The organism is Massilia sp. X63 (assembly GCF_041023745.1).
Lineage (GTDB): Bacteria > Pseudomonadota > Gammaproteobacteria > Burkholderiales > Burkholderiaceae_D > Telluria.
Genome location: NZ_JBFTEF010000011.1, coordinates 145745 through 165586 on the forward strand (window position 1 = coordinate 145745; position 19842 = coordinate 165586).

16 protein-coding genes are annotated in these 19842 nt (G+C 66.6%); 5 read left to right on the forward strand and 11 right to left on the reverse strand.

The annotated features are described in order from the left end of the window. Window positions 1–28: 28 nt before the first annotated feature. Both AB3347_RS19990 and AB3347_RS19995 read right to left on the reverse strand, forming a co-directional pair. The gene (locus tag AB3347_RS19990; protein ID WP_369093470.1) at window positions 29–1417 is read right to left on the reverse strand and encodes a heavy metal sensor histidine kinase; all 1389 of its coding nucleotides are present in this window, start codon (window positions 1415–1417) and stop codon (window positions 29–31) included. Continuing rightward, window positions 1414–2100 (reverse strand): heavy metal response regulator transcription factor, encoded by a 687-nt coding sequence (locus AB3347_RS19995; protein WP_369093489.1) that lies wholly within the window; start codon window positions 2098–2100, stop codon window positions 1414–1416. Before AB3347_RS19995 ends, AB3347_RS19990 begins: the two co-directional genes overlap by 4 nt. A gap of 136 nt (window positions 2101–2236) precedes the next feature. Here AB3347_RS19995 and AB3347_RS20000 point away from each other — a divergent pair, with 136 nt between their 5' ends. After that, window positions 2237–2728 (forward strand): heme-binding protein, encoded by a 492-nt coding sequence (locus AB3347_RS20000; RefSeq protein ID WP_369093471.1) that lies wholly within the window; start codon window positions 2237–2239, stop codon window positions 2726–2728. 20 nt (window positions 2729–2748) lie between these two features. Further along, complete coding sequence (gene uraH, locus AB3347_RS20005) at window positions 2749–3156, forward strand: hydroxyisourate hydrolase (RefSeq protein WP_369093472.1); 408 nt, start codon at window positions 2749–2751, stop codon at window positions 3154–3156. A gap of 7 nt (window positions 3157–3163) precedes the next feature. On the opposite strand, the gene ccsB is transcribed toward uraH, so the two are convergent. The 3 genes from ccsB to AB3347_RS20020 all read right to left on the reverse strand — a co-directional run bounded on the left by ccsB (window position 3164) and on the right by AB3347_RS20020 (window position 7216). Further along, window positions 3164–4330, reverse strand: coding sequence for a c-type cytochrome biogenesis protein CcsB (ccsB, locus tag AB3347_RS20010; protein WP_369093473.1), 1167 nt, complete (start codon window positions 4328–4330; stop codon window positions 3164–3166). A 22-nt stretch (window positions 4331–4352) separates the two neighbouring features. Continuing rightward, window positions 4353–6446 (reverse strand): cytochrome c biogenesis protein ResB, encoded by a 2094-nt coding sequence (locus AB3347_RS20015; RefSeq protein ID WP_369093474.1) that lies wholly within the window; start codon window positions 6444–6446, stop codon window positions 4353–4355. A 107-nt stretch (window positions 6447–6553) separates the two neighbouring features. Further along, on the reverse strand, window positions 6554–7216 hold the full coding sequence (locus AB3347_RS20020; protein ID WP_369093475.1) for a cytochrome c: 663 nt from the start codon (window positions 7214–7216) through the stop codon (window positions 6554–6556). Window positions 7217–7367: 151 nt separating this feature from the next. Between AB3347_RS20020 and yihA the strand changes: the two genes are divergently transcribed. Then, a complete protein-coding gene (gene yihA / locus AB3347_RS20025) occupies window positions 7368–8084 on the forward strand; it encodes a ribosome biogenesis GTP-binding protein YihA/YsxC (protein ID WP_369093476.1) in 717 nt (238 codons plus the stop codon). A 29-nt stretch (window positions 8085–8113) separates the two neighbouring features. Beyond that, entirely contained in the window at window positions 8114–9127 is a 1014-nt protein-coding gene (gene hemB / locus AB3347_RS20030; RefSeq protein WP_369093477.1) for a porphobilinogen synthase, read from the forward strand. A gap of 66 nt (window positions 9128–9193) precedes the next feature. Here hemB and AB3347_RS20035 read toward each other — a convergent pair whose 3' ends face one another. The 6 genes from AB3347_RS20035 to AB3347_RS20060 all read right to left on the reverse strand — a co-directional run bounded on the left by AB3347_RS20035 (window position 9194) and on the right by AB3347_RS20060 (window position 18808). Then, window positions 9194–10885: a tyrosinase family protein gene (locus AB3347_RS20035; protein WP_369093478.1), complete on the reverse strand. Its 1692-nt coding sequence runs from the start codon at window positions 10883–10885 to the stop codon at window positions 9194–9196. 268 nt (window positions 10886–11153) lie between these two features. Beyond that, on the reverse strand, window positions 11154–12062 hold the full coding sequence (locus tag AB3347_RS20040) for a hypothetical protein (RefSeq protein WP_369093479.1): 909 nt from the start codon (window positions 12060–12062) through the stop codon (window positions 11154–11156). A gap of 187 nt (window positions 12063–12249) precedes the next feature. Then, window positions 12250–15342 carry an efflux RND transporter permease subunit gene (locus AB3347_RS20045; protein ID WP_369093480.1) on the reverse strand — a complete coding sequence of 1031 codons (3093 nt, stop codon included), beginning with the start codon at window positions 15340–15342 and terminating at the stop codon, window positions 12250–12252. Further along, window positions 15339–16550 carry an efflux RND transporter periplasmic adaptor subunit gene (locus tag AB3347_RS20050; protein WP_369093481.1) on the reverse strand — a complete coding sequence of 404 codons (1212 nt, stop codon included), beginning with the start codon at window positions 16548–16550 and terminating at the stop codon, window positions 15339–15341. Before AB3347_RS20050 ends, AB3347_RS20045 begins: the two co-directional genes overlap by 4 nt. A gap of 171 nt (window positions 16551–16721) precedes the next feature. Beyond that, window positions 16722–18083, reverse strand: a complete 1362-nt coding sequence (locus AB3347_RS20055) for an ATP-binding protein (RefSeq protein WP_369093482.1) — start codon at window positions 18081–18083, stop codon at window positions 16722–16724. Continuing rightward, on the reverse strand, window positions 18080–18808 hold the full coding sequence (locus AB3347_RS20060; protein WP_369093483.1) for a response regulator: 729 nt from the start codon (window positions 18806–18808) through the stop codon (window positions 18080–18082). The genes AB3347_RS20055 and AB3347_RS20060 overlap by 4 nt, the downstream gene beginning before the upstream one ends. A 204-nt stretch (window positions 18809–19012) precedes the next feature. Here AB3347_RS20060 and AB3347_RS20065 point away from each other — a divergent pair, with 204 nt between their 5' ends. Continuing rightward, window positions 19013–19579, forward strand: coding sequence for a Spy/CpxP family protein refolding chaperone (locus AB3347_RS20065; protein WP_369093484.1), 567 nt, complete (start codon window positions 19013–19015; stop codon window positions 19577–19579). Window positions 19580–19842: the final 263 nt, after the last annotated feature.

Consider the following 19842-nt stretch of genomic DNA (forward strand, 5'->3'; position numbering starts at 1 on the left):
AGGCCATGGCGCGCAGGACAAAAGCGCGTCAGTCCTTGGGAAAAGCGAGCGTAAAACAGGTTTCCGGCCCATCGGACTGCACGCTCGCTTTGCCACCATGTAAGTTCATGATGGCGCTGACGATCGACAATCCCAGCCCGGTCGAGCCGTCCGCATCGCTGCGGGCGGTGTCGACACGGTAGAAGCGTTCGAACAGGTGGGGCAGGTGTTCCGGGGCGATCGCCGCGCCGCGGTTGCGCACGCTCAGCTCCACCACGTGCTCGCGCGGCTGCGCATGCAGGGTGACGGTGCTGCCGGCTTGCGCATGGCGCAGCGCGTTCGAGACCAGGTTGGCCAGCGCCCGCCGCAGCAGCGCCGGGTCGGCGGCAAAGCGCCCTTCCCCGCTGCAGCGCAGCTGCAGGCCGCGCTCTTCCGCCATGCCTTCGAAAAAATCCGCCACCCGTTCCAGCTCGTCCAGCGCCACCAGCGGCTGGCGCGCCAGCACGAGCTCGTCCTGGCCGGCGCGGGCCAGGAACAGCATGCTCTCGATCATGCGCGCGAGGCGCTCGAGTTCCTCGATGTTCGACACCAGCAAGGTTTCGTATTCTTCACGGCTGCGGCCCTGGCCGAGCGCAACCTGGCTTTGCCCGATCATGTTCGTCACCGGCGTCCTGAACTCGTGCGCCAGGTCGGCCGAGAAGCCGGACAGGCGCGCATAGCCGTCCTGCAGGCGCTGCAGCATGGCGTTGAAGGCGTCGATCAGGGGGCGCAGCTCGGACGGCGCGGCGCCGATGTCGAGGCGCTGCGCCAGCGTCCCCGGCTTGATCAGCGCCGCATGCTCGGCGACCCTGCGCAAGGGGCGCAGGCCACGGCGCAGCATCAGGGCCGCCAGCAGCCCGGCAGCCAGCGCGCTGACCGCGCACGCCGCCAGGATATGGGCGCGGTAGCGCGCGAACATGGCGGTGCGCTCGGCATAGGCGCGCGCCACCACCACCGTCACCGGGGTCGCGCCCAGGCGCGCGCTGCCCGCGACCACCTGGCCGGGAATGCCGCCGCGCGCGGTCCAGCCGACGATCGCGTCGCGGCCGGGCGCCGCCCCGGCCGCGGGCGGCACCGGATAGCGCTCGTTGTGCGGGTTGATGTCGGCCAGCACCGCGCCGCCCGGACCGACGATGCGCACCAGCGAATTCTCCTGGCCGCTCATGGTGTCGCGGAAAAAATCGGGTTGCGCCGCCAGCAGCTCGGCCGCGCCCGGCCGGCCGAGCACGATCTGCACCTGGCGCAGCTTGCCCAGCAGCTGCAGGTCGTCGCGGCGCGCGATCTCGGCCACGAAGGCGCGGTACAGGTAGATGCCGAGGCCCGCCGCGCTCAAGGCGACGATCAGCACGAAGGCGAGCGTCACGCGCAGCGTCAGGGAATGGCGCAGGGCGGGCTTCATGCCGGGGCCTGCGCTTCGCAGACGTAGCCCATGCCGCGCCGCGTATGGATCAGTTTCTGCGTGTAGGGGTCGTCGATCTTGCGGCGCAGGCGGCGCACCGCGGCGTCGATGACGTTGGTGTCGCTGTCGAAGTTCATGTCCCAGACCTGGGACGCGATCAGGGCGCGCGACAGCACCTGGCCCTGACGCCGCGCCAGAAGGTGCAGCAGGGCGAATTCCTGGGCCGTCAGCGCGATGGTGGCGCCGCTGCGGCGCACCCGGCGCCGCAGCACGTCGATCTCGAGGTCGGCAATCCGGATCAGTTCTTCCTCGCGCACCGGGCCGCGCCGCAGCAGCGTGCGGATGCGCGCCACCAGTTCCACGAAGGCGAAGGGCTTGACCAGGTAGTCGTCGGCGCCCAGCTCCAGCCCGCGCACGCGGTCCTCGACCTCGTCGCGCGCGGTCAGGAACAGGACCGGAATCTGCTCGGTATCGGGGCTGGCGCGCAGGGCTTCGAGCACCTGCCAGCCATCCATCCGCGGCAGCATGACGTCGAGCACCACCAGCTCGATTTCTTCCTCGCGCGCGATCGCCAGGCCGTCGCGGCCATTGCGCGCGAGCCGCACCGCAAAGCCCGATTCCGCCAGGCCGCGCTGCAGGTAGTCGCCGGTCTTCGGCTCGTCTTCGATCACCAGGATAGTCATGGCTGCCACACAAACGAAAATCTCATTCTATGCCCGCGCGGCCCGCTGCAACATGACAGGATTGTCATCCGGCGGTCAGGCTGGCGTTGGCGGGCGCATGACAACATGGCGGTCATTCTGTTTTGGAGGAAATCCCATGTTCAGGCAGTCTTCTCTTCTCCTGGCGGCGCTGGCCGCCGCGCCGGCCGGCGCCCAGCTGCCCCGGCATGCAGAACTCGATCTGGAAGCCGCCAACCGGCTGGCCGCGCGCGCCATCCAGACCTGCCGCAGCGAAGGCCGTGCGATCGTGGTCGCCGTGGTCGACCGCGGCGGCAACCTGGTCGTGCTGCAGCGCGACGACGGCGTCGGTCCGCACAATGCGGAAGCCAGCCGGCGCAAGGCCTATACCGCGCTGTCGACACGGCGGCCGACGCTGACCCTGGCACGCGACGCCCAGGCCGTCCCGGACACCCGCAACCTGGCGGCCCTGCCCGAACTGCTGCTGCTCGGCGGCGGCGTGCCGCTGCTGGCGCAGAAGCAGGTCGTCGGCGCCATCGGCGTGGCCGGCGGCGGCGGTCCGATGAACGACCACGCCTGCGCGCAGGCCGCCATCGGCGCCGTCGCCGAACTCGATCAACCCACCCCTTGAATCCTTACCGGAGAACCAGCATGCGAATCATCCAGGCACTTGCCTTTACCGCCCTCCTGGGCGCGACCACCCTCGCCGCAGCGGCGCCGAACCCGCTCAGCGTCCACGTACTCGACCTGCAGAGCGGCCAGCCGACCGCGGGCATCGAGGTGACGCTCGAACAGCGCAACGGCACGCAATGGCGGGAACTGGCCAGCGGCGTCACCGATGCCCAGGGCCGCATCAAGGCCCTGTATCCGGAAGACAAACCGATCGCGGCGGCCGACTACCGCATCGTGTTCAAGACCGGCGAGCATTACCGGCGCCAGGGAAAGGCCACGTTCTTCCCGCGCATCCCGGTCGAGTTCACCGTGGATGCGCCCACGCAGCACTACCACATCCCGCTGCTGCTGAGCCCCTTCGGCTATTCGACCTACCGGGGCAATTAAGCCAGGTTTACAGCTCGCCGTAGGAGTGCAGGCCCGACAGGAACATGTTCACGCCCAGGAAGGCGAAGGTGGTCACCAACAGGCCGACCACCGACCACCAGGCTGCCACGCGGCCGCGCAGGCCATTCATCAGGCGCAGGTGCAGCCAGGCCGCGTAGTTCAGCCAGACGATCAGGGCCCAGGTTTCCTTCGGGTCCCAGGACCAGTAGCCGCCCCAGGCCTCGGCCGCCCACAGCGCGCCGAGGATGGTGGCGACGGTGAAGAAGGCGAAGCCGACCGAGATCGACTTGTACATCACGTCGTCCAGCACCTCCAGCGAAGGCAGGCGGTCGGCCAGGATGCCGTGCGATTTCAGCAGGTAGGCGGTGCCGACCATGGCGGCCAGCGCGAAGGTGCCGTAGCCGATGAAGTTGGCCGGCACGTGGATCTTCATCCACCAGCTCTGCAGCGCCGGGACCAGCGGCTGGATCTGGGCGGCGTCGCGCGTCACCGTGTACCACAGCAGGAAGGCCACCGCGGCCGAGATGATCAGGAGCACGAAGGGGCCCAACTGGCGGGTCGCGTAGCGCTGTTCGTAGTACAGGTAGAACATCGCGGTGATCAGCGAGAACAGGATGAACACTTCGTACAGGTTCGACACCGGGATGTGGCCCACGTCCGGGCCCACCAGGTAGGATTCGAACCAGCGCACCATCATCCCGGTCCAGCCCAGCACCACGCCCGCCCAGCACAGCTTGCTGCCGACCGAGCCGCCGAAGGCCGAGCGGCCGGCCAGGCCGATCCAGTAGAACACGGTCGAGAACACGAACAGCGCGCTCATCCACAGGATGGCGGACTGGCTCGACAGGATGTACTTGAGGAAGAATTTCTGGTTGGCCGCATCGAGCGAGCCGCCGTAGAGCGAGATCGCCCACAGCGACAGCACGGCCACCAGGGGCATCACCCAGCGCACCGGTTTCCAGTGCCAGCCCAGCAGGGCGAAGGTCGGTGCGCTCAGCACCAGGATCGCCTGCTCGTAGATGTCCATGTGGTGCGCGTAGCGGTTCAGCGCGAACAGCGCCGCGGCCAGCAGGCCGGCGCCGTACAGCCAGTCGATTGCGTTCAGGCTGCGGAAAAAACCCGGCTGCTGGACATAGGCTCCGGGTTTGCCGGTTGGGGCTTGCGACAGTTCCATCGTACTCTCCAGTACCGCGGCCTCAGGCCGGCTGCGGCAGTTTTACTTTCAAATCGTCGAATTCGCGTTCGAAGTCGAGGGTCTTGCGCTGGGTGCTCATGGCCATCAGCGCATGGGCGCCGCCGTCCACGTCGCGCACCCACACCCACATGCGCCGTTCACGAATATAAAACATTGCGAACACGCCCGCCACCAGCAGCAGGCAGCCGAGGTAGACGATGCTCTTGCCCGGCGAGCGCGTCAGTTGCAGCACGGAAGCTTTCACTTCCTGGAACTCTTCCAGCTGCAGGTACACCGGCGCGCCGTAGAACACGCTGTCCGACAGGGCGTTGGTGGCCAGTTGCAGGTAGCGGCCGTGGCTTTCGGTCGGCTCGACCGGCGCCAGGCCGGCGCGCGCATTCGCGGCCTGCCACAGCTCCCACAGGGCGCCGTTGAGCATCTTCATGAAGATGTTGGCGGCCTTTTCCTGTTCCGCCGGCGGGATCTTCTCGAGGAACTGCGACACGCCGGCAAAGCCGCCACGCCCGCCCTCGCCGGCGAAAATCGCCAGGGTGCGGCCGGCCGACTCTTCCAGCTGGCGCATCAGCTCGCCCTGCTTGCGCTGTTCCGGCGGCAGCGCGCGTTCCGCATAGCGCTTGGCGGCCTCGGCGCGCAGGGCCGGGTCGGCCAGCGCCGCGCGCAGGCGCATCCAGGTGCGCACGCTGTAGTCGTCGTCGGCCGGGATGCGCAGGAAGCTGAAGTTTTCCTGCGGATTGCTGCGCACGCCGGCCAGGTAGACCTGGGCGCCCTCGAGCGTCACCGGCTGCATGTAGTTCAGGAATTCGCGCGCCTGGCCGGTCTTGTCGCGCAGTTTGTATTGCACGCTCGGCCCGACATTCTTCAGGTCCTTGTCGTCGCCCGTCCTGGCCGCCGAGCCGGAGGCCTTGCCGAGGGTAGCCGCGAACTGTTCGTTGAACGAGGTGTTCTTCGCCACCGCGCGCGCATCCTGGTTGGCCGCGACATTCTCGACGTTGAACGGGCGGAAGCCCGACCATTCGACCGACCAGGTCTCGCCGCCCTGCTTCAGCTCGGTGGCCGAGCCGACCGTGCCGTCGATCTGGAAGGCCTTGTCGGTGGCGCCGCTCATCGGGAAACCGGTGAGCTTGAGCTTGCTGCCGCCATCCTCGAAGCTCGACTGGTAGACCGCCACGCCCTTGTAGATCAGCGGATGGTTGACCTTGATCGTGGCCGGGAAGGTCTTGCCGGTCTCGGGGTCGTGCACGATCACGTCGCTGGCGAACAGCTTGGGCATGCCGGTCGAGTAGAAATCGATGTGGAATTTTTCCAGCTTGATCGAGAACGGCAGCTCCTGCACCAGCACGCCCGATGCCTGCGGCAGCAGCGCGGTATTGCTGGTCTGGCCTTCGGCGATCAAGGTATTGCCGCGGAAGGTCGGGTTCGAGACGCTGAGGCGGTGCTGGGCCGGGATGTCGGCGATCACGCCGCTGCCGCCGAACGGCGTCTTGCCCAGGAACCACTGCTGGAACTTGACCGGCAGTTCCGAATCGAGCATGCCGCCCAGCAGGATCACGATGATGGCCGTGTGCGCGAAGATATAGCCGAACTTGTTGCCGGCGCCCTTCTTGGCGGCCACCAGCGTGCCGCCGTCCTTGTCCACCAGTTTCACGGCATAGCCGGCATGGCGCAGGCGGTCGGCAGTCTGGGCCGCCAGGGTGGCGCCGGCCAGCGGCGCGCTCCATTCGGTTTTATGGTGGAAGTTGCGTAGCGATTCTTCGCGCACCTGCTCGCGCCAGCTGCGCATGTCGCGCAGCATCTTCGGCGCATTGCGCACCACGCACAGGGCGGTGGACACGATCAGGATGACCAGGATCAGCAGGAACCACCAGCTCGAGTACACGCTGTACAGCCCGAGCTTGGCGAACACCTCGAACCAGAAGGGTCCGAACTGGTTCACGTAGTTCGGCATCGGCTCGCTCTGCTTGAGCACGGTGCCGATGATCGACGCGATCGCGACGACGGTAAGCAGGCTGATGGCGAAGCGCATCGAGGACACCAGCTCGACCGCTTCGGCGAACCCGCGCCGGCGGGTATTCAGTTCAATTCCGGTGGTACGCATGTTCTATCTTCTACAGCGCCCGGGAAACCGGGCAAACCTGACGAGCATACAGCAAAAAGGGCAGCCAGCTCAGCGCCGCTGCCCTTCTTTTTTCGATCCTGCGGTGCTTACTTCAGGCCCGCGATATAGTCGGACACCGCCTTCATTTCCTCGGGCGACATGCGCTGAGCCAGCGCGCTCATCTGGATGCTGTTCTTGCGGGTGCCGTTCTTGAATGCTTCCAGCTGGGCGTAAGTATAGTCCTGGTGCTGGCCCGACAGGCGCGGGTACTGGACCGGGATGCCGTTGGCGGTGGCGCCGTGGCAGCTGGCGCAGGCGGCGACGCCCTTCTCGGCGATGCCGCCGCGGTAGATCTTGCGGCCCAGCTCGACGGTGTCCTTGTTCTTGGCGGCGCCCGGCTTGGCCTTCTGGGTGGCGAGGTAGGCGGCGACGTCGCGCTTCTCGTCCTCGGTCAGCATCTTGGCATAGGTCGTCATGATCGGCTGCTGGCGGTTCGGGGTGGTGAAATCGACCAGCTGCTTGTGGGTGTAGGCTTCGATCTGGCCGGCCAGCTTGGGGTTGGCGACGATGGTCGAATTGCCGGCGGCGCCGTGGCAGGACATGCAGGCGGGCAGGCCGCGGGCGGTGTCGCCCGAATCGTAGAGGGTTCCGCCTTTGGCGGGATCGGCTTTGGCAGCGACGCGTGCTGCTTCGGCCGCAGAAACACTACCGCACACAGCCAGGCTTGCGAGCAACAAGGACTTCAAAAGCGGAAACGTCAGACGATTCATTCAAGCACCCTGAAAAAGTCAAAAACAAAAGATTGTCAGTGAAACAGTGCAGCTGCCCTACTCGCGCCCCGTGGGGAGCATGGATTAAGCCCTTATTGTACAATAGCTTTGTTTCCCCATCGCCATTTCGTTGTCTTTTATACCTTCCCTTATGTCCAAACTTTGGCAGGCCCGGTTCTTCACGACCGTTAATCAGTTGCGCGACCTCCCGGGCACGACCGTTCCCGAAATCGCCTTCGCCGGGCGCTCCAATGCGGGCAAGTCCACGGCGATCAATATTCTCACCAACCAGAAGGGCCTGGCCTTCGCGTCCAAGACGCCGGGCCGCACCCAGCACATCAATTACTTCTCGATCGGCGGCGCCCACGTGGCCCAGCACCGCAAGGACCCGACCATCGTCGAAGAGATCCGTGCGCTGCTGGTCGACCTGCCGGGCTACGGCTATGCCGAAGTGTCCGGCACCGCCAAGCTGCACTGGCAGAAACTGCTGGGCGACTACGTCCAGCGCCGCGAGCAGCTGGCCGCGCTGGTCCTCATCATGGATTCGCGCCGCCCGTTCACCGACCTGGACGTGCAGATGCTGGAATGGTTCGCCCCGACCGGCAAGCCGATCCACTGCATCCTGACCAAGGCGGACAAGCTCAACCAGAACGAAAAGGCCAACGTCCTGCGCCAGGCGCGCCAGATCCTCGACAGCTATGTCGACGAGGACGGCGAAGGCTTCCCCTTCACGGTGCAGCTGTTCTCGGCGCTCAAGCGCATCGGCATCGAAGAGGCGGATGCCAAGATCCAGGAGCTGCTGGGCCTGGACCGCGAGGAGGCGGCGCCGGCAGCGGACGACCGCGACGAAGATTCGGATTCGGAATAATCCTTCATTAGGACCTCATTGGAACTGAAATGACCATCATCACGCCAGCCACCTACCCAGCCGCCCGCATGCGCCGCATGCGCCGCGATCCGTTTTCGCGCGCCCTGATGCGCGAAAACGTCGTCACCAGCGCGGACCTGATCTACCCGGTCTTCATCCTCGACGGCGAGAACCAGCGCCAGCAGGTGGCGTCGATGCCGGGCGTGGAACGGGTGTCGGTGGACCTGCTGCTGAAGGTGGCCGAGGAATGCGTGGCGCTGGGCATCCCGATGCTGGCCCTGTTCCCGGTGGTCGACGCTGCGCTCAAGACCTATGACGGCGTCGAGGCGACCAATCCGGAAGGCCTGGTGCCGCGCGCCGTGCGCACGCTGAAACAGCACTTCCCGGAACTGGGCATCATGACCGACGTGGCGCTCGATCCGTATACGACCCACGGCCAGGACGGCCTGCCGGACGAGAACGGCTACATCGTCAACGAAAAGACCATCGAGATGCTGATTCGCCAGTCGCTGGCCCAGGCCGAAGCCGGCGTGGACGTGGTGGCGCCCTCGGACATGATGGACGGCCGCATTGGCGCGATCCGCAATGCGCTGGAACAGAACGGCCACATCCACACCCGCATCATGGCCTACTCGGCCAAGTATGCGTCGGCCTTTTATGGCCCGTTCCGCGACGCGGTCGGCTCGGCGGCCAACCTGGGCAAGGCGGACAAGAACACCTACCAGATGGACCCGGGCAACAGCGACGAGGCCCTGCGCGAAGTGGCGCTCGACCTGGCCGAAGGCGCCGACATGGTGATGGTCAAGCCGGGCATGCCCTACCTGGACGTGGTGCGCCGCGTGAAGGACGAGTTCAAGGTACCGACCTTTGCCTACCAGGTCAGCGGCGAGTACGCGATGCTCAAGGCAGCGGCGCAGAATGGCTGGCTGGACCATGACAAGGTCATAATGGAGTCGATGATGGCCTTCAAGCGCGCCGGCGCCGATGGCGTGCTGACCTATTTCGCGCTGGAGGTGGCGCGCAAGCTGAAGGCGCAGGGCTGATTCCCCTGCTCTTCCGATGAACAACGGCGCCGATGGCGCCGTTGTCGTTTGTGGCGGCAGGGCCGTTCAATACGTTTCCACGTTCACCGCCAGCAACTCCACCGCCTCCGCGCCCTCCATGCGATGGTGGTGCCCCGGCATCCCCGCCAGCGGCAGCACGCGCAGCCGGATGGTGCCGTCCGAGGGCAGCGGCTGGGCGGCGCTGGCCTGGCGCAGCTTGTCGGTCAGCGGCAAGGTGTAGGTCAGTGCGCCGCAGGCGCCGCGGTGGCCGAACATCATGATGGTCGCCAGGTAGAACGGGCTGCCCGCATCGACCTGCGCGACGTCGTCCGGGCCGTTGAGCACCACGACATAGGCATCGTGCACCATCAGCGGGAAGTTCAGCGTGACGTTGGCCACCAGCACCTGGCTGGCGCTGCGCGCGCCGTCGATGGTCGAACCGGACAGGCGCACCACCGCGCTGGCCGGCTCGGCGCTGGAAATCTCGCGCCGCAACACGGTGCCGTTGGTGCGGCCGCGCATGGCCTTCGGGCGCGGGACGCTGGCGTAGCGCGGGATCTGCTCTTCTCCCGAACCGGGCTCGTAGTCGTAGCCGAAGGACGTCATCCAGGCATAGTCGCCGGCCCGGGTCTGGCTGACCGGCTTGCCTTGGGCATCGACGAAGAACAGCATCGGTTCGCGCGCCCAGCGGTAGTAGTCGGAACTGCGTTCCGCCTGCGACTTCTGATCGTCCGGCAGGTCGGTGCGCAGCTCGTAGCCGGCCGGCAGGTAAGGCAGGCCGAGCTGGATCTGCTTGCGCGTCCAGACGTCCCACAGGCGGTCCATGTTGCCGTGGTGGAGGAAGAAGATCGGGTCGACCGGGGACAACATGTCGCCCATGAAGCCGCGCGCCTCGACGAAGTTGCAGTCGCGCGAGCCGACGCAGCGGTGGATCGAATTGTGCGGCCGGGCTTCGAGCACGCCGAAGCCGGCGCTGGTGCTGTGGTTCGAGCTCTTCGGGCTGCCGAAGGTGACGAAGTCCGGCGCCGCCAGCGCGGCCTGGATGGTGGCGGGCGCGACCGCGTCGGCCGTGGCCAGCGAGAAACCGGGCTGCTCGCGCCGGATGCCGCGGGCGCCGGGATGGTCGAAGAACATGCGGCCGGACGGGTCCTGGGTGATGTCGAACATCAGGTCCTGCTCGAAGCGGATGCGGCGCGACAGCAGCTGGCCGAGCTGGGTGAGGGCATTGAAGCCGGTGCCGGGCAGCGACCAGTAACCGGCCTCGGCGATGACGCCGCCCAGCATGCGTTCGAAGTCCTGCGAACTCGCCATGTAGGCCGGATGGTTGGGGTCGAGCACATCGTCGAACATGCCGTCGGGAACCTGCTGGTCGACCGTCCAGTCCCAGTACGGCAGGGCGAACTGCGGATCGCCGCTCAGCTCGCGGCAGACCTGTTCGAACCAGCCGAGGTAGCCGCGGTGCCAGGGCAGGAACCACCAGTTGCCGTGCGGGCAGTCGAGCGTGTGGATGATGGCCTGGCGGTACCAGTTGCGCGGGTCGCTGGGCGGCAGCGCCAGCATGGCGCGCACGGCCTTGGCGTAGCTCTTGAGCATGCGCGCGCCATGCCTGCCGGTGGCGTTGTAGCGCCGGTAGCGCGCCGGCTTGGTGTTGGCCAGGGCGCTGCCGAAAGGCAGCACGCCGGCACAGAGGGTGAGGCCGGCCGTTTTCAGGACGGTACGGCGCGTCTGGTTGGTCAGCGCGAGGGGCTTGTCGATCATGGGTGCTCTCCGTCGATGTGAAGAACAATGCCCAGAAGCAGCTGCTCTGGGCAGACAGGATGCCCATCCGGATTGGGCGGGCGTGAGACCAGCCTAAACGTTCGGCCCAGGCCGCCATATGGGCGGGCACAAGAGTGCGCATCCGTGCGCTATTGCGCAGGATCGAGCGATTTGCCCAAGTGCAGGAAGAGAAAGGACGGCTGCGGCGGACGCCGCAACCGGAAGGCGTGGAGTTGGCGGAACGCTGGGTTCCGCCCGGAAAAGCTTATCAGCGCCACTGCGCCGGCGGCTTGTAATCCGGGAACATTTCCTTGAACAGGAAGGTCATCAGCTGGTCGGTATCCTGGGGCCGCGCGCTCAGCTTGACGATGCGTCCCAGGCGGTGCGAATCCCACTCGAAATCGCCGGTCTTTTCGCGGCGGATCAGCTCGATCATCTTCTTGACCACCGCGATCTCGAGGTCGGGCTCGCTGCCCTGCTCCACCGTCACCTGCGTCAGCCAGCGGCGCTGGAAGTTCGGGTTCCAGCCGCGGAACTTCAGGTCCATGCTGTGGAAGGTCTTGTTCGACACCGAGAACACGCCGCCGCTCTCGTTGCGGTCTTCGCGGCCGCGGCCGTTGATGGCGGCGATGTTGGCCAGCGCATTGCGCGTGCCCTTGGCCGCTTCGCTTTCCTCGGACGGCTGCTCGCTGCCGCTGGCGGCGCCGCGCTGGCGTCGGCGCGCCTCGATGAAGGCCTGCATGTCGACCGGCTTTTCCTGGTCAAACTTCTGCTGCGGCTTGGTTTCCTTTACCGGCTCTTCGGGCGGCGTGGTGATCGTGTCCGGCAGGCGCGCGATCTCGATGCGCTCCTGGCGCGGCACCGGGATCGACGGCATCGGCAAGGGCTTCGGCGCCTGCTCGCGCGGCGCGTCCGTGGCTTTTTCTTTCATGGGCGCCACGTACACCACCTGGCCTTCGTCGCCCGAGGCCGGCTTGGCCTGCTTTGCGTCCTTGTCGGGATGGAACAGCCAGATCAGGACCAGCAGCAGGTGCAGCAGGATGGTCGCGACCAGCGCCGGGCGGTTCGGTCCCTGGCGGCCGTACGTGGGCACCGGGCGCTGCCCTTGCGGCAGCGGCTGCCCGCAGTGCGTGCACACGTCGCTGTGCTCGTCGTAGATGTGGGAATGGTCACGCAAGGTCGAACGGGTCCTGGGTCGGCGGCTATCAATACGATACGAGAGCCCGCAGTCTAACCGTTTTGGGCCAGCCGCGCAGCTTAGGGCAAGCTTAGGGACGCTTGCGCAGCCTGGATGGATGTTACAAGATGTTTCAAAACACGATCAACCGGCAGGAAGGTTTCCGCCCGCCGGTCGATCGGCCCACTTAGTGCGCGGCTTCCAGCTTGGCCAATTGCTTGTCCGTCATCGGGCCGGTGCCGCTGTACTTGTCCAGGTACAGGTAAATCACCGGGGTGATGTACAGCGTGATCACCTGCGAGAAGATCAGGCCGCCCACCACCGCCAGGCCGAGCGGCTGGCGCAGCTCGGCGCCGGCGCCGATGCCCAGCGCGATCGGCAGCGCGCCCATCATGGCCGCCAGGGTCGTCATCAGGATCGGACGGAAGCGCAGGATGCAGGCCTCGCGGATCGCTTCGTGCGGCTTCATTCCCTGGGTGCGCTGGGCGTCGAGCGCGAAGTCGATCATCATGATCGCGTTCTTCTTCACGATACCGATCAGCATCAGGATGCCGATCATCGCGATCAGGGTCAGGTCCATGTCGAAGATCCACAAGGTCAGCAGCGCGCCCACCGCCGCGGACGGCAGGCCGGCCAGGATGGTGAGCGGGTGGATGTAGCTCTCGTACAGCACGCCCAGCAGCACGTAGATCACGCCGATCGCGGCGATGATCAGGATGAGCTGGCTCGACTGGGTGTCCTTGAACACCGCCGCGTCGCCGCCGTAGTTGGTGATGATCGAGGCCGGCAGCTTCATGTCGCGGCCCATCTCTTCGATGGCGGCGGTGGCGTCGCCCAGCGGCACGCCCGGCGCCAGGTTGAAGGACAGCGTGATCGCCTGCAGCTGGCCCTGGTGGTTGACCGCCAGCGGACCCACCGTGCGCCTGACGCTGGCAAAGCTCGACAGTTTCACCAGCTCGCCGTTCTTGCTGCGCACCGATACCCGCGACAGCGCTTCGTCGTAGTAGCGGTCGCTTGGCGCCGCCTCCAGGATCACGTAATAGCTGGCCGCGGTCGAATAGATGGTCGAGACCTGGCGCTCGCCGAACGAGGCGTACAGCACGGTGCGGATGTCGGCCATTTCCACGCCCAGCAGCGCGGCCTTGTCGCGGTCGATGTCGATGGTGGCCTGCAGCGCCTTGTTCTGCGAATCGCTGGTGACGTCGCGGAAGCGCTGGTCGGCGCGCATGCGCTCGAGGAACTGGTCGGCCCAGCCGCCGATCTCGCCGCCCGACACGCTCTGCAGCGTGTACTGGTAACGGCTCTTGGACTGGCGGCCGCCCAGCTGCAGGTTCTGCACCGGCGACAGGAACACCTGCACGCCGGCAACCTGGCGCGTGGCCTTGCGCAGCTCGTCGACCACCAGCGGCATCGCCGGACGTTCGCTGCGCGGCTTGAGCACCAGGAACATGCGGCCGGTATTGCCGCCGCCGCTGAACGAGGTCACGTTCTGCACGTGGGGATTGGCGCGCACGATGTCCACCACCTGCGACTGCAGCTGCATCAGCTTGAACGACGAGGTGTCCTCGGAGGCCTCGACCGTCACGCGCAGCTGGCCGATGTCTTCTTCGGGGAAGAAACCCTTCGGCATGGTCGTGTACAGCACGGCCGTCAGCACCACGGTGCCCACCGCCAGCATCAGCACGATGAAACGGTGGCGCAGCGCCATGTCCAGGGTACGGGCATAGCCGTCGCGCACATTGGTGAACATGGCTTCGAAGCGGCGGCCAATCCAGGACATTTCTTTCGGATCGACGTGGCCGCCATGCTTGATCAGGCGCGAGCACATCATCGGCACCAGGGTCAGCGAGACCACCGCCGAGACCAGCACGGCCAGGCCGACGATCACGGCGAACTCGCGGAACAGCAGGCCGATCACGCCCGGCATGAAGAAGATCGGGATGAACACCGCCACCAGCGAGATCGAGATCGAGATGATGGTGAAGCCCATCTCGCGCGAGCCGACCAGCGCCGCCTGCATCGGCTTCTTGCCCATTTCCATGTGGCGCACGATGTTTTCCAGCACCACGATGGCGTCGTCGACCACCAGGCCCACCGCCAGCGTGATGCCGAGCAGCGAGATGTTGTCGAGGCTGTAGCCGAAGGCGTACAGCAGCGAGAGCGCACCCAGCAGAGAGATCGGCACGGTGACGGCCGGGATCAGGGTCGCGGTCAGGCGGTGCAGGAACAGGAAGATCACCAGGATGACCAGCACCACGGTGCCGGCCAGGGTCAGGTTGACGTCGTGGATCGCTTCGCGGATCGACACCGAGCGGTCGTTCACCAGGTGGATCTTGATCGACTGCGGCAGTTGGGTCTCGAAGCGCGGCATCAGTGCGCGCACGGCGTCGACCACCTGCACGGTGTTGGCGTTCGGCTGGCGCTGCACCATCAGCACGATCGAGCGCTCGCCGTTCAGGCTGCCGGTGGCCTTGACCGACTGGTAGCTGTCCTCGACTTCCGCGATGTCGCGCAGGCGCACCGGCAGGCCGTCGCGGGTGGCGACGATCAGGCCGGCAAAGTCCTTGGCGCGCATCAGCTGGCCGCCGCCCTGGATGGTCAGGCTCTGGGTCGGGCCGTCCAGGATGCCGAGCGGGGTGATCGAGTTGGCCGAACGCAGTGCGGTGGCCAGCTCGGACATCGAGATGTTGCGAGCGCTCATGAGGTCGTGTTTCGCACGCACCCGCACCGCGAAGCGCTTCCCGCCGTTGACCGTTACCTGGGCGATGCCCGGCAGGGTCGAGATCGCCGGCGAGACCAGGTTTTCCGCGTAGTCGTTCAGCTCCGACAGGTCCATCGACGGCGAGGTCATGTGCATGAACAGGATCGGGGCGTCGGCCGGGTTGATCTTGCGGTAGGACGGCAGGTCGGTCATCTCCTGCGGCAGCTGGCGCTGCACCTGCAGCAGCGCGGCCTGCACGTCGACGGCAGCCTGGTTGACGTCGATCGATTCGTCGAACTCGAGCGTCAGCGAGGTATTGCCCTGGGTGTTGGTCGAGCTGATGGTCTTGATGCCCGCGATGGTCGCGAACTGCTTCTCGAGCGGCAGCGCGACCGACGAGGCCATGTTCTCCGGGCTGGCGCCGGCGAGGTTGGCATTGACGTTGATGACCGGCGTGTTATAGCTCGGCAAGGCCGCGACCGGGATGTGCATGTAGGCCAGCACGCCGACCAGGACCAGGGCCAGCGACAGCAGCACCACCATCACGGGACGGCGGATACACAGTTCGGACACATTCATGCCTTGTCACCCTTCTTCGCAGACGCCGCCTGCGGCGCCCCTTCCGCGTTCGGTGCCGGCTGAGCTTGCGGTTTGGCGCCCGCGAGGCGCACCTTGCCGCCCGGACGCAGGTTCTGCTTGCCTTCGGTGATGACTTTCTCGTTGCCACTCAGGCCGGTCACGGCAGCATACTCGCCGAATCCGTGCAGGCGCGCCACCTTGACCTGGCGCGCTTCGTTGCCCTCGCCCACCACATAGACGAAGGTGCCCTGGGTGCTGGTGATGATGGCGTTCTGCGGGATCACGACCGCGTCGCGGATGGTCTGCACGGTGACGCGGGTGGACACGTACTGGCCCGGCCACAGCATGCTCTGCGGATTGGTGAACTGGGCCTTCACGCGGATGGTGCCGGCCGACGGGTCGACCGCGTTGTCGACGAATTTCAGCTCGCCGGTCAGCGGCCTGGCTTCGCCTCCGGTAGAGGCTTGCACCGCAACCTTGCCGGCGCGCTGGGCCGCCAGCACGGCGCCCAGCGCCGATTCCGGCAGGTTGAACGAGACGTCGATCGGATCGAGCTGGGTGACGGTGGTGAGCGAGGTGCTCGGCTGCACCAGCGCGCCCGGGTGGATGTCGATGGCGCCCACGCGGCCCGACATCGGGGCGCGGATGGTGGTGTAGCTGGCGCTGACCTGGCTGGCGCGCGCGGCCGCGGCATTACTCTGGACCAGCGCGCGCGCCGCCTCGACCTGGCTCTTCAGGGAGTCGACGGCGCTCTGGGACAGGAAGCCCTGGGAGGCCAGGTCCTGGCTGCGCTTGTACTGGCGTTCGAGGTCGGCCAGGGTGGCGCGGTTCTGCGCCACCTGCGCTTCGGCCCGGGCGACGTTGGCGCGGTCGGCGCGGTCGTCGAGCGAGAACATGACCTGGCCTTCCTTGACGAACTGGCCTTCGCGGATGTGCACCTGGCGGATGGTGGCGGTGGTCTGCGGGTGCAGGTCGACGGTGCGCACCGGGGTCACGGTGCCGTTGGCCGACAGTTCGACGCCGACGTCCTGGCGTTGCGGGCTCACCACATTGACGGTGGTCGGCGGCATCCCGCCCTTGCCGCCCGGCCCGCCGCCGCCCTTGCCCGGGCCTTCGGCGTGGGCGCCGTCAACCTTGTTCAGGTACCAGGCGCCGGCGACGGCCAGCGCCACCACACCCACGATGAGTCCCGCGTTCTTCTTTTTCATGTTCGTCCCTTGCCGCCAGTGCCGGCGGCTCTTTCTTTCATATTATCCGGCGCGAACGCGCTGGGCCGCACATTCCCAGGAAAAAATATGCGGCGCTGCATTCTCGCACAGCCATATTTCAGGACTGCGAATCCGCGATGTTGCCTTTACAACGTCGCGCTTGCTCGTCCCTTATTTGTTCGGGTAGTACTCCGGCAGCACCAGCGTCACTTCCAGGCCGCCTTCCGGATGGTTGGCCAGCGCAATGCTGCCGCCATGCTGTTCCGCGATGTTGCGGGCGATGGTCAGGCCCAGGCCGGTGCCGCCCGACTCGCGCGAGCGCGAGGTCTCGACACGGTAGAACGGATCGAACACCCGGGCCAGCTCGCCCGGCGGGATGCCGGGGCCGCCGTCGCGGATGCGCACGCGCGCCGCGCCGCCCACGCGGTCGACGCAGACGCGCGCCTCGCGGCCGTACTTCACGGCGTTGTCGATCAGGTTGCCGAGGCAGCGGCGCAGGTCCAGCGGCCGGCCCAGCAGCGCCATGCCGGCATGGCCCTTCAGCTCCACCTGCTGGCCGGCATCGACCGCGTCGGCGCACACGGCCTCCAGCAGCGAGTCGAGGTCCAGCATCTGCATGTTCTCGGTGGTGTCCATGCTGCGCGCCAGCACCAGGCCTTCGCGCACCATGGCCTGCATGGCCGACAGGTCGCCGATCAGGCGTTCCTGCAGTTCGGCGTCCGATACCTTTTCCAGGCGCAGGCGCATGCGGGTCAGCGGCGTCTGCAGGTCATGCGTGATCGCCGCCAGCATCTGGGTGCGCTGGAAGATGTACTGGCGGATGCGCGCCTGCATCGCGTTGAAGGCCGCGCTGGCCTGGCGGATCTCGCTGGCGCCCTTGAGCTCGAGCGGCGCCCGGTTGATGTCCTGGCCCAGGTCCTGGGCGGCGCGCGCCAGCACCTTCAGCGGGCGGGTGGTCATGCGCGCCACCACATAGGCCAGCGCGGCGATGCTGAGCAGGAACAGGCCGATGGTGACGCGGTAGTCGGTCTCGGGGCCGGTGAAGACCGAGCGCGGCGGCAGCACCGACAGGCGCAACTCTTCGCCGTCGCGCAGGCGCACGTTCAGGGTTTCGCAGGCGCCCTGCCACTGGGTGCGGATCAGGCCGTACAGCACGGTCTGCTGGTGCGGCATGTCGCAGGACGCGGGCCGGACCGAAGCCGAGGCGATGCCGTAGCCGTCGCCCAGGCGCGCCGCCAGCGAGCGGGCGAACCAGCTCGGGCTGCCGGCCAGCGGCTGGGGCGGACCGACCTCCAGGCGCAGGCCCGGGCGGTTGGCCACCGACAGGTAGACCGAGCGTGCCGAGGTGGGCACGATCTCGGTGGCCATCACCAGTTGTTCGGCGCGCTCGAGCAGGTGCTGGTCGCGCTGTTGTTCGATGACGCGCTGGCGTTCGAGGTCGGCCGCCAGCTGGGTCAGTGTTGCCGAGATCAGGATACCGAGCAGCAGCGTGACGAACACGCGCCCGGTCATCGATCCAAGAAAGGCTTTCACGCAGGCGGCTCCACGGTCACCTGGCCGGCCAGCACGTAGCCGCCGTTACGCACGGTCTTGATGATCTGCGGCATGCGCGCGTCTTCACCCAGCTTCTGGCGCAGGCGGCTGATCTGGATGTCGATCGAGCGGTCGAAGGGGTCGGCGTCGCGGCCCTGAGTCAGGTTCAGCAGCTGGTCGCGGTTGAGCACGCGGTTCGGGTGTTCCAGGAACACGCGCAGCAGGCGGAACTCGGCGCCCGACAGCATGATCACCACGCCTTGCGGATTGACCAGGTGGCGCGCGGTCAGGTCCAGGGTCCAGCCGGAGAAGCGCATCTGCTGCACATTCTCGGACGGGGCATTCGACGGCATCGCATGCGAGCGGCGCAGCACGCTGCGGATGCGGGCCAGCAGTTCGCGCGGCTCGAAGGGCTTGGGCAGGTAGTCGTCGGCGCCCATCTCGAGGCCGAGGATGCGGTCGAGCGGCTCGTTGCGGGCGGTCAGCATGATCACCGGCAGGCTCGAGGTGGCGCGCAGCTTGCGGCACAGGGTCAGGCCGTCGTCGCCCGGCATGTTCAGGTCGAGCACGATCAGGTCGGGACGGGCGTCGTCGAGCGCCTTCCACATGCCGGTGCCGTCGGCGGCCGACAGGGTGCGGTAGCCGTTCGATTCCAGGTAATCGGCGAGCAGGCTGCGGATGTCGCGGTCGTCGTCGACGATCAAAATCGTAGAGGGATTGTCCATAACCTCAATTATCCGCATCTACAGCAAGCGTGGACAGCGGTTTTGTATCGGCTTGTATATGCCGATAGGCACGAAACATATTGATACAAAGAACCGCACAGGGGAAATCCCACGGTTACACTTACTGGCGATGATGGGAACCGTGCAGCGAGCAGTCCGGATGCAAAGTGCACACCTTACTGACTCTCACCAAAGGAAATCGCCATGAACACCGTCCTGAAAAACATCGTCACTGCACTCGCCGCCATCGGCATCGCCGGCGCCTCGCTCGGCGTGCAGGCCCAGACCCAGGCGCCGGCCGAAGGCCGCCACGCCCACGCCATGAGCAAGGAACAGCGCGAAGCCAAGCGCGCCGAATTCCGCAACATGAGCCCGGAGCAACGCCAGGCGAAGATGGCCGAGTTCAAAGCCAAGCGCGCGGAAATGCGCGCCGCCCGCCAGGCCAAGCTGGCCGAATCGCTGAAGCTGACCCCGGCCCAGCAGCCGGTGTGGCAGGCTTTCGTGGCCAGCATGACGCCGCCGCAACAGGGCGAGCGCGCCGGCCAGCGCCTCAGCAAGGAGCAGCGCGCCGCCCTCACCGCGCCGCAGCGCCTGGAACGCCGCATCGCCATGCAGAAGCAACGCACCGCCCGCATGGAAGCCCGCCTGTCGGCCCTGAACAGCCTGTACGCGGCCCTCACGCCGGAACAGCGCAAGGTGTTCGATGAGCAGCAGCATCGCCGCGGCGGCCGTCATCATGGCGGCCACGGCAAGATGATGATGCACGGCTGATTGCCGGCTTGAATGGAAAAGACGCCCTCACCGGGCGTCTTTTCGTTTGGGGACCAGCCGGGGGTCCGACCAACCGGGGGTCAGGTCTGACATTTGGACACGGGCTGAGCAATACGAATGAGTAACGCTCGAGTTCGTGTCCGAATGTCAGACCTGAGGTGGTCCGGATTTCCCGGACATCTTAATTAAGCACACGAAATGCTGATTCGACGGCGACCGGTGTTTGATAGCTCAAGGTTTGATGCAGCCTCTGTCGATTGTAG